This window comes from Streptomyces hesseae (assembly GCF_031845785.1).
Lineage (GTDB): Bacteria > Actinomycetota > Actinomycetes > Streptomycetales > Streptomycetaceae > Streptomyces > Streptomyces hesseae.
Map to the genome: position 1 here is coordinate 179,764 of NZ_JAVRFI010000014.1, position 8,600 is coordinate 188,363.

Genomic DNA, 8,600 nt, shown 5'->3' on the forward strand with positions numbered 1-8,600 from the left:
CGTTTCACAGCCGAGGAGATCGCGTGTCCGAGACCAAGAGCCCTCCGCTCACCGCCGAGCTCTACACGTACGTCCTGGCCCACAATCCGCCGCTCGACCCCGTCCAGCAGGCCCTGGTCGCCTCCACCCGCGCGCTCTTCCCCGGCGACGCGATCAAACAGGTGGCCGAGGAGCAGGCGTCGCTGCTGGCGTTTCTCGTCCGGCTCACGGGCGCCCGGCACATCGTGGAGGTCGGCACGTTCACCGGGCTGTCGGCCCTCGCCATGGCCCGGGCGCTGCCCGCCGACGGCAGGCTGATCGCCCTGGACATCTCGGAGGAGTGGACGGCCCCCGCCCCGAAGGCGTGGGCCGAGGCCGGGGTCGCCGACCGGATCGACCTGCGGATCGCCCCCGCGCTGGACTCGCTGCGCGCCCTGCCCGCCGAGCCGCACATCGACCTCGCCTTCCTCGACGCGAACAAGGACGGCTACATCGCCTACTGGGAGGAGCTGGTGCCCCGGCTCCGCCCGGGCGGGCTGATCGTCGTGGACAACGTCCTGTTCTTCGGCTCGGTCGTCGACCCGACTGTCACCGACGGACCGGGGGCGGCCGTACGGGAGTTCAACGCGCACGCGCTCGCGGACAAGCGGATGGAGTCGGTGATGCTCACGGTCGCGGACGGGCTGACGCTGGCGCGTAAGGTCGGCTGACCGTTCGCCCTGTGCGGCCGTCAGCCGCAGCAGCCGCCCCCGCAGCACCCGCCGCCACCGCCTGCGCGCGGGGCGGCCGAGGGGGCGGCCGAACCGGTCATGGCGACGGTCGACAGCAGCTTGACGGTGTCCGTGTGCCCGCCGGGGCAGGTGGCCGGGGCGGCGGACTCGGCCATGGGGCGGGTCAGCTCGAAGGTGTCGCCGCAGGACTTGCAGCGGTATTCGTAACGAGGCATGCGGGCAGCATAGGTCAGCGGTTCTCGCCGCGGCCCCGCTCGTCGCGGATCTCCTGGACGACCCGGGCGGCGGTGTCCCGCACGGCCTCCGTCTCGGTCAGGAAGTGCCACCAGTCCGGATGCCGGCCCTCCAGCCCGTCGACCGCCCGCTCCAGCCGGGCCACCGCGTCGTCGAGGGGGCGGGCGTGCCGGGGGTCGGGGGTGCTGCGGCCGTCCATCGCCAGGCGCTGGGCGTCCCGGAGGGCGAAGCGGGTGCGTTCGACCTCCTTGCCGTGGTCGAAGGCCACCTCGTCCAGCCGCCGCAGCCGGTCGCCGGCGGCGGTGATCCCCTCGTCGGTGGTGTTGAGCAGCGCGCGCGTGGTGGCCAGCAGCGCGGTGGCGTCCGCCCAGCGCTGCTCGTCCCGGGCGGTACGGGCGTCCGCGAGCTTCGCCTCGGCCGCGGCGACGGCCTGCCGGGTGTCGTCGGGCACCCGCTGGAGGTCCTGCCAGCAGGCCGCGCTGTAGCGGCGGCGCAGCTCGCTGAGGACCGGGCCGACGCCCTCCGCCCGGGTGGTCAGCGCCTGGGCGCGGGTGCGCAGGGAGACGAGCCGTTTGTCGAGGTCGGCGGCCCGTTGCGGCAGCCGTTCGGCCTCGTCGCGGATGGCTTCGGCCTCCCGCCGTACGTCCTCGGCGCGCTGGACGGTCCCCTGGACGCCGTGGCGTCCGGCGCCCTCGTTGAGCTTGGTGAGCTCGGGGCCGAGCGCGGCCAGCCGGGCGGCCAGGTCGTCGGCGCGCAGGCCCGCCCCCCGGGCGCCGTCCAGCGCCTCGCTCGCCGCGCGCAGCCCCTGCCGGGCCCGTTCCACGGCGGGCGCGACCTGTGCGAGCTGGCTCTCGGCCCTGGTCAGGAGGGGGGCAAGGCTCTGCCCGAACCGCTCCAGGTCGTCCTTGACCCGGACGAGCTCGTCCTTGGCGCGGGTCAGCTCGCCCCGGGCGCGGGAGGCGGCCGAGGACTCCAGGTCGTCGCGGTCGAGGTCGTGGGAGTCGACGGTGGCGATATAGGCGGCCGAGGCCTCGTCGATGCGCCGGCCGAACTCCTCGAAGTCGGCGGCCGCCTTGCGGGCGGCGGGGGAGGAGTCGACGGCCGTGATCGTCTCGATGGTGATCCGCAGCTCGCGCTGGGCGGTGTCCAGCTCGTAGAAGGCGGCGGCCGCCGCGTCCTTCGCGGCCTGCGCCTCCTCGCGGCGGCCGTCGCCGCGCCCCCAGCCCCAGCGGCGGGTGCCACCGCCACCGCCGGTGAAGGCGGCGGGCGCGAACGCCACGGCCGCGGCGATCAGGGGGAGTGGCAGCAGTGCCAGCGCGAGGGCCTCACGGGCCGCAGCCGTCACCGTACGCGAGAACGTCGCCGTCACTTGCCCTCTCCCGATGGATCGCCCCAGGCCCGGGTGCCATTCTCCCACCCGGCCGGAGCGAGCACACGGGCCGGTCAGCCGACGGCGCGGATGTCGACCTCGCCGTTGGAGCTGTGCGCGCGGACCGAGTGCCCGGAGGCGTCGTCGCGGGGGACGCCGACCTTGGCGCCGCCGGAGTCGCTGCGGGCGTCGACCTTGTAGCCGGTACGGGGGAGGGTGACGCGGATGCCGCCGTTGTCGGTCTCGGCGTCGATGCTTTCGGGGGCCTTCGTCGCGCTGATCGCTATCCGCCCGTTGGAGGACCTGGCCTTGACCCTCGGCGCGCCGACGCCGTCGGCGATGATCTCGCCGTTGGAAGTCTCCAGCTCCAGGGCGCCGTTGGAGTCGCGGACGTCGATGCGGCCGTTGCCGCTCGTGAGCGTCAGCGGGGTCTCGAAGCCGCTTGCCTTGATCTCACCATTGGAGTCGTCGACCTTGACGGAGACGCCGCGCGGTACCTCGATCCGGTGCTTGGCCTCGCAGCCCACGCTGATGCCGCTGCACTTCAGCCGCAGCTTCAGGGTGTCCCCCCGCATCTCCCACGACACCCCGGCCGACCCGCCCAGCGTCCACCCGTCGAACCACCGGGTGACCTTGATGTCCTTGCCGTCCTTGGCGACGGGCACGAGCTCGATCGCGGAGTTGTCGGAGTCGACCGTGAGCTGCTTCCCGCTGATCGAGAACGTCCGGTCCTCGGGCGTGGCGTCCTCCGCGTTGGCCGTACCGCACCCGGTGAGGACCGTCGCGGCGACGAGGGCCCCACCGGCGAGGGCTGATACGCGGACGGCGCGTCGGACGCGGGCATTCATGGGCTGTCTCCAAGGTCGGTGCGGAGGGGCGGTGCGGGAGGTCGTGTACGAGACGGGCTCGCTGTTGACTCCTTGATCGTAAGTACGGAGCCACTGCCTCCGGGATCCCGCTCTCTACCGGATCGGGGGTGGGGTTAACCCCCGTACGCCATGGGTTTGCGAGGACCGGGGTGGGGCAAGGTAAGCTGCCATTTCGTGCCCGGGCGCATAGCTCAGCGGTAGAGCGCCGCTCTTACAAAGCGGATGTCGGCGGTTCAAATCCGTCTGTGCCCACCCTTGCGAAGGCCCCCAGTCGATCATGACTGGGGGCCTTCGGCATCCCCGGATGACACCGACGGGGACGGCGCCCGAGCGGCACCGCCCGGCCCGGCTGAGGGGAGCGGGCTGCCGCCGCGCTGGGGCTGAGCCCGTCGGGGGCGCATACTGGGGACGATGACTAAGCCTGCTGCACCGAAGCGTCATTTGCCTACCAGCCCCTTCAAGGAGCCGGTCACGCCGGCTCCGAAGCACTTCGCCGTGGGTGACCAGGTCACCCACGACATGTACGGACTCGGCCGGGTGACCGGCATCGAGGACGGAATCGCGGCGCTCGTGGATTTCAGCTCCGCGGAAATCCGGATCCTGAGCCCGTACGCGAAGATGACCAAGCTGTAGGACCACTGTGCCCGCTCACGGCACGCCAGGCCCCTACAAGGGCCTGCAACGAATCAGAAAGGCCCCGCCCCGTCCCTGCCCACCAGTACCAAGGCCCCCAGTCGATCAAGTCTGGGGGCCTTCGCTGTCGGAGCGGGCCGGGCTCAGAGCGGGGCGAGGACCATGAGGATCTCGTCGCGGGTGTCATCGGGCGCGAACCGGAGGGCCTCGGGCCACCGGCCGACCTCGCGCCAGCCCAGCCGGCCGTAGAACTCCTCCAGCCCCTCGCCGCCCCGGGCCGCCAGCCGCAGCTGCTCCAGCCCGAGCTCGTCACGGGCGATCCTCCGGAGCTCGTGGACTAGGGCGGAACCGATGCCGCGACCGCGGAAGGCGGGGTGGGTCTGGAGGTGATGGATGGTGCCCCAGTGCCCGACGAGCCGGTAGGGATCGCGCTTGAGGACGACCCATCCGGCGAGCTCACCGTCGACCCGGGCGACGAGGAGCCGGCCGCTCCGCGGGTCGAGCCGGCCGAGGAGCTCGTCCATGACGGGAGCGACGTCGCCCTGCCCGACCGGCGGGAACGGGAACCCCGCGGCGCCGCCGGCGTTGGTGACGTCGATCCAGCAGCCGATGAGCTCTTCCCGGAGTCCGGGAGCGACGTCGTGGGGGCCGGCTATCTGGGTGAGGTGGGGGGGGCTGTCGTGCGGCATGAGGCGCAGGATGCCAGAGCCGCCGCCGGGCGGCTTCGGGCCGGGTGGCGGTTCGGGTGCTACGGGCTGGCGACGCCGGGCGGCTGAGCCGTGTCCGTCCCTCAGTGACTCCCCACCGACGGCAGCAACGGACTGCCGTTGCGGTCCAGCCAGGCGCGGTAGGTGGGGTTGGCCCCGGCGACGGCCACGTAGGCGTCCATCAAGTCGCCGTAGAGCGCGTCCAGTTCCCGGAGGGGTAAGGAGCCGTGGCGGGAGGCCAGGGCGAGCTGGGCGGTGAGGGGGTCGCCGGTCAGGGGGCGGATGACCGTGCCGGGGGCCGGGTCGGCGGTGGGCTGGCAGGGGCGTACGGCCTCGCCGGAGGCGACGAGGTCGGCGGCCGTGGTGTTGTCGCGGACGTGGACGAGGCGGGGGTCCAGGCCGGTGGCCGTGAAGACCCGGCGCAGGGCCGCGGCCTCCTCGTCCGCCGTCGGGTCGACGATCCAGGCGTCGTGGGCGAGCTCGGCGAGGCGGACCAGCGGCCGGGCCGCCGCCGGGTGCGCGGCCGACAGGGAGACGAAGCGCGGCTCGCCGGCGATCAGGACGCGCCGCTCCACCCCCGCCGGGATGTGGAGGGGGAAGCCCGCGGCCTCGTGGACGAACGCGACGTCCAGCTGATTGGTCGCGAGGAGCTGGAGCAGGGTGTTCGAGGACACCTCTATATGAATGGTCGTATCGGTGTCCGGCAGCCGCTGGTGGATCCGGCGCAGCCAGCCCGTCACCGCCCGGCTGCCGATGCTGCCGATGCGCAGCCGCAGGCCCCCGACGCCGACGGCGGCCTCCCGTGCCGCGGTGACGAGCGCCGACATCTCCGCGATGATCGGCCGGGCCCGGGACAGGACGGAGTGGCCGAGCGGCGTGGGGCGACTTCCGGTCTGTCCCCGGGTGAACAGCAGCCCGCCGATGGTGCCTTCGATGCGGCGGAGCTGCGTGGTGAGCGAGGGCTGGGTCATGCCCAGCTGCAACGCGGCCTTCCGTACGCTCCCGGTGTCCGCGATGGCGCAAAGTGCACGGAGGTGCCTGACCTCAAGCTCCACGAGAGGGAGCATATCCGCGCCCCGTACGTCACACCAGACACATCCCGGACGCATATGGGCAGTTGAACGGGTTGGTGTGGCGAGGGTGGCGGAGGATAGGCGATTGGATGGCGTTATGGCCAACTGGCATCATCCGCACCATTGATAACTCGTCAGAGACTCAAGGGGAACAAGAGTTCACCCGGTGAACCCCTGTCGTCACGTCCCACCTCGTGACGGCCGAAGCGGGTTCTCGGCATGAATGGAGTCCCCCACATGAAGCGCTCCACGATGGTGCTGTCGGCCGCGCTCGGCCTCGGCCTCGCCGCCACGATGACCGCCGGACCGGCGGTGGCGGTGGATCACAGCTCCTCGCAGGCCAGCACGGTCGCGTCGCGGTCCGCCTACGTCGGCTCGGCGGCCGAGGAGGCCAACAACAAGGCGTTCTTCGACGCCGTCATGAAGTCCGCGAAGGCCAAGCAGGCCGCCAGCCCGGGCCTGAGCACGGTCACGGTCACCTACGACCCGAGCAGCGCGCCGAGCTTCGCGCAGGAGATAGCCAACAGCGCCCAGATCTGGAACAGCTCCGTCCGGAACGTTCAGCTGCGCGCCGGCTCCAACGCCGACTTCAGATACTACGAGGGCAACGACTCCCGCGGTTCGTACGCCAGCACCGACGGGCACGGTCGTGGCTATGTCTTCCTCGACTACCAGCAGAACGAGCAGTACGACTCCACTCGCGTCACCACGCACGAGACCGGCCACGTCCTCGGTCTGCCGGACCACTACTCCGGCCCGTGCAGCGAGCTGATGTCCGGTGGCGGCCCCGGCCCGTCCTGCACCAACCCCTACCCGAACACCACCGAGCGCAACCGGGTCAACCAGCTCTGGGCGAACGGCCTGAAGGCCGGCTCGCTCGACAAGGGTCTCACCAAGATCGTCCGCTGACCCGACGTCGCTAGTCGTGTAATCGCGTAGTCGCGTAGTCGAACGCACGCGGCCCGGCTCCGCCACACCACGGAGCCGGGCCGTCGCGCATACTGGCGCCGTGACGACCGCGACCACCCCGTTCACCTACGCCGAGGTCGGCGCCACGGCCCGTACCCCGCTGCCCGCCGGCTACCACCACCTGCGCGTCACCACGCGCCTCGGCCGGGGCCGCGCCGTCTTCCGGACCGCCGCCGAGGCCGTGCTCGACTGGCGGATGCACCGCGCGATGACCGGGGTCCGCATCCCCGCCGGCACCCCGGCGGTCGCGCCCGGCGTCCGGGTCCGGCCCGCGATCGGCTTCGGGCCGCTGCGGCTGTCGGGGGAGTGCGCCGTGGTCCGGGTCGTACGGGAGGAGACGACGGCCGGATTCGCCTACGGGACGCTGCCCGGGCACCCGGAGTGCGGGGAGGAGGCGTTCGTCGTGGCGATCGACGAGGACGGGTGGGTGACGCTGACCGTCCTCGCCTTCAGCAGGCCCGCGCGCTGGTTCACCCGTGCCGCCGGGCCGCTCGTGCGGATCGTCCAGCGGGCGTACGGGCGGGAGTGCGGGCGGGCGCTGAGAGGCCTCGTTACGAGGCCTGCGCCTCCGGCTCCTCCGGCCGGCGCATGAGGTAGACCGCCCCGGAGCCCGCCAGGAACAGCGCGAACACCGACACCGCCGTGCTGAGCCAGCTCGCGCCCAGCCACTGGCCGCCGAAGTAGCCCAGGCTCACGCTGTACGCCGCCCAGGTCAGGCCCGCCAGCGCGGACCAGGGGAGGAATTCGGCCACCCGGCGGTGCATCACGCCCGCGCCGAGGCTGACCACCGAGCGGCCGGCGGGCGCGAAGCGGGCGAGCACCACGAGCGGGCCGCCGCCGCGCAGCAGGGCCGTGCCCAGCTTGGCCTGGGCGGCGGTGAGGCGGCGGGACCGGGCGATCGCGCGGTCGAAGCGGTCGCCGCCGCGCCAGGCGAGGCGGTAGGCGACCATGTCGCCCATCACCGAGGCCGTGGCGGCGCACAGCACCAGCGGGAACATGTCGGCGAAGCCCGCGTGGGCCTGGGCGGCTTCACCCACCGCGCCCGCGGCCGAACCCGCCGCGGCGGTCGCGGCAGCGATCACCAGCACCCCGCTGGGCAGCACGGGGAGGAAAACGTCCAAGAGGACGGACAAGCCCACGATTACGTATATCCAAGGGGTTCCGGCCAAGGCCCCCAACTGCTCCAGCACGTCCTGATCTCCCGGTACGGTCCCCCGCCGCGACGTCGCAGGGGAGCGGCAGGGGCGGCCTTGACAACCGTACAGCGTACGCCTGAAAGCGGCGGGAAATGAGCGCGGGGTGCGTGATGTTGTTCGCATCACGCACCCCACGGATATGTCGGGATGTATCCGGTACTGCCCGGACCTGCTCAGTTCCGCTTGCCGCGACCGAGGAACCGGTCCACCGACAGCGCGCCCGGGCCGGTGAAGACCAGCAGCAGGAAGGCCCAGGCGAACATCGCGGAGGCCTCGCCGCCGTTCTGTATCGGCCACAGGGCCATGCTCTGGTGGACGTCGAAGTACGCGTACGCCATCGAGCCCGAGGCGATGAAGGCGGCGCTGCGGGTGCCGGCGCCCAGCAGTACGAGCACGCCCGCCACCAGCTGGATCACCGCGGCGTACCAGCCCGGCCAGGTGCCGGCCGGGATCGTGCCGCCGTGGCTGCCCGCGGCTCCGCCGAGGATGCCGAAGAGCGACGCGGCGCCGTGGCAGGCGAAGAGCAGGCCGACGACGACGCGGAAGAGCGACAGGGCGTACGGACGGGCGGCGTCGAGGCGCGCGGAGAGCGTGGTCCCGGCCGTGGCCGGGGTGCGTGCGCCGGCCGTCGGGGATGCGGCGGTGGGCGTGGGGGACATGGGTGGGGCTCCTCGTATCGGGTCGTATCGGGGACGGGGAAACGACGAGGGCTTCAGGTTAGGTGGGCCTAATCAGTACTTGCAAGTTCAATAATTAAGTTTTGGATGATGTCACATTTCCTTCATCGGGGAATAGGGGGCGGGAGGAAGCGGGAGGGGCGGGCGCGGTGACCCAGGTCAC

At 72.3% G+C, this 8,600-nt stretch carries 11 protein-coding genes and 1 tRNA gene; 5 read left to right on the forward strand and 7 right to left on the reverse strand.

Annotated elements, in window-relative coordinates:
• The first annotated feature begins 23 nt into the window (after positions 1 to 23).
• The gene (locus RM609_RS21760; protein ID WP_311613170.1) at positions 24 to 689 is read left to right on the forward strand and encodes an O-methyltransferase; all 666 of its coding nucleotides are present in this window, start codon (positions 24 to 26) and stop codon (positions 687 to 689) included.
• 20 nt (positions 690 to 709) lie between these two features.
• Here RM609_RS21760 and RM609_RS21765 read toward each other — a convergent pair whose 3' ends face one another.
• From RM609_RS21765 to RM609_RS21775, 3 genes are all read right to left on the reverse strand, one after another.
• Entirely contained in the window at positions 710 to 925 is a 216-nt protein-coding gene (locus RM609_RS21765) for an FmdB family zinc ribbon protein (RefSeq protein WP_311613171.1), read from the reverse strand.
• Positions 926 to 939: 14 nt separating this feature from the next.
• Positions 940 to 2,313: a hypothetical protein gene (locus RM609_RS21770; RefSeq protein WP_311613172.1), complete on the reverse strand. Its 1,374-nt coding sequence runs from the start codon at positions 2,311 to 2,313 to the stop codon at positions 940 to 942.
• 74 nt (positions 2,314 to 2,387) lie between these two features.
• Positions 2,388 to 3,161 carry a DUF4097 family beta strand repeat-containing protein gene (locus tag RM609_RS21775; protein WP_311613173.1) on the reverse strand — a complete coding sequence of 258 codons (774 nt, stop codon included), beginning with the start codon at positions 3,159 to 3,161 and terminating at the stop codon, positions 2,388 to 2,390.
• Between the two features lie 201 nt (positions 3,162 to 3,362).
• Between RM609_RS21775 and RM609_RS21780 the strand changes: the two genes are divergently transcribed.
• Together RM609_RS21780 and RM609_RS21785 are read left to right on the forward strand one after the other, a co-directional pair.
• Positions 3,363 to 3,434: transfer RNA gene (locus tag RM609_RS21780), tRNA-Val, on the forward strand.
• A gap of 159 nt (positions 3,435 to 3,593) precedes the next feature.
• Positions 3,594 to 3,815, forward strand: coding sequence for a hypothetical protein (locus RM609_RS21785; protein ID WP_311613174.1), 222 nt, complete (start codon positions 3,594 to 3,596; stop codon positions 3,813 to 3,815).
• 143 nt (positions 3,816 to 3,958) lie between these two features.
• Here RM609_RS21785 and RM609_RS21790 read toward each other — a convergent pair whose 3' ends face one another.
• Both RM609_RS21790 and RM609_RS21795 read right to left on the reverse strand, forming a co-directional pair.
• Positions 3,959 to 4,504, reverse strand: coding sequence for a GNAT family N-acetyltransferase (locus tag RM609_RS21790; RefSeq protein WP_311613175.1), 546 nt, complete (start codon positions 4,502 to 4,504; stop codon positions 3,959 to 3,961).
• A gap of 101 nt (positions 4,505 to 4,605) precedes the next feature.
• On the reverse strand, positions 4,606 to 5,589 hold the full coding sequence (locus RM609_RS21795; protein WP_311613176.1) for a LysR family transcriptional regulator: 984 nt from the start codon (positions 5,587 to 5,589) through the stop codon (positions 4,606 to 4,608).
• Between the two features lie 243 nt (positions 5,590 to 5,832).
• Here RM609_RS21795 and snpA point away from each other — a divergent pair, with 243 nt between their 5' ends.
• Both snpA and RM609_RS21805 read left to right on the forward strand, forming a co-directional pair.
• Positions 5,833 to 6,504, forward strand: coding sequence for a snapalysin (gene snpA, locus RM609_RS21800; RefSeq protein WP_311613177.1), 672 nt, complete (start codon positions 5,833 to 5,835; stop codon positions 6,502 to 6,504).
• 100 nt (positions 6,505 to 6,604) lie between these two features.
• The gene (locus RM609_RS21805; protein ID WP_311613178.1) at positions 6,605 to 7,156 is read left to right on the forward strand and encodes a DUF1990 domain-containing protein; all 552 of its coding nucleotides are present in this window, start codon (positions 6,605 to 6,607) and stop codon (positions 7,154 to 7,156) included.
• Here RM609_RS21805 and RM609_RS21810 read toward each other — a convergent pair.
• Positions 7,116 to 7,754, reverse strand: a complete 639-nt coding sequence (locus RM609_RS21810; protein ID WP_311613179.1) for a DedA family protein — start codon at positions 7,752 to 7,754, stop codon at positions 7,116 to 7,118. The genes RM609_RS21805 and RM609_RS21810 overlap by 41 nt on opposite strands.
• Before the next feature lie 179 nt (positions 7,755 to 7,933).
• Positions 7,934 to 8,419: a DoxX family protein gene (locus tag RM609_RS21815; protein ID WP_311613180.1), complete on the reverse strand. Its 486-nt coding sequence runs from the start codon at positions 8,417 to 8,419 to the stop codon at positions 7,934 to 7,936.
• Between the last annotated feature and the right edge of the window lie 181 nt (positions 8,420 to 8,600).

Bases quoted from the DNA above. Each gene is read 5' to 3' on its own strand.
- RM609_RS21795 (WP_311613176.1), bottom strand. From the start codon at position 5,589: ATGCTCCCTCTCGTGGAGCTTGAGGTCAGGCACCTCCGTGCACTTTGC.
- RM609_RS21790 (WP_311613175.1), bottom strand. From the start codon at position 4,504: ATGCCGCACGACAGCCCCCCCCACCTCACCCAGATAGCCGGCCCCCAC.
- RM609_RS21815 (WP_311613180.1), bottom strand. From the start codon at position 8,419: ATGTCCCCCACGCCCACCGCCGCATCCCCGACGGCCGGCGCACGCACC.
- RM609_RS21785 (WP_311613174.1), top strand. From the start codon at position 3,594: ATGACTAAGCCTGCTGCACCGAAGCGTCATTTGCCTACCAGCCCCTTC.
- RM609_RS21775 (WP_311613173.1), bottom strand. From the start codon at position 3,161: ATGAATGCCCGCGTCCGACGCGCCGTCCGCGTATCAGCCCTCGCCGGT.
- snpA (WP_311613177.1), top strand. From the start codon at position 5,833: ATGAAGCGCTCCACGATGGTGCTGTCGGCCGCGCTCGGCCTCGGCCTC.
- RM609_RS21765 (WP_311613171.1), bottom strand. From the start codon at position 925: ATGCCTCGTTACGAATACCGCTGCAAGTCCTGCGGCGACACCTTCGAG.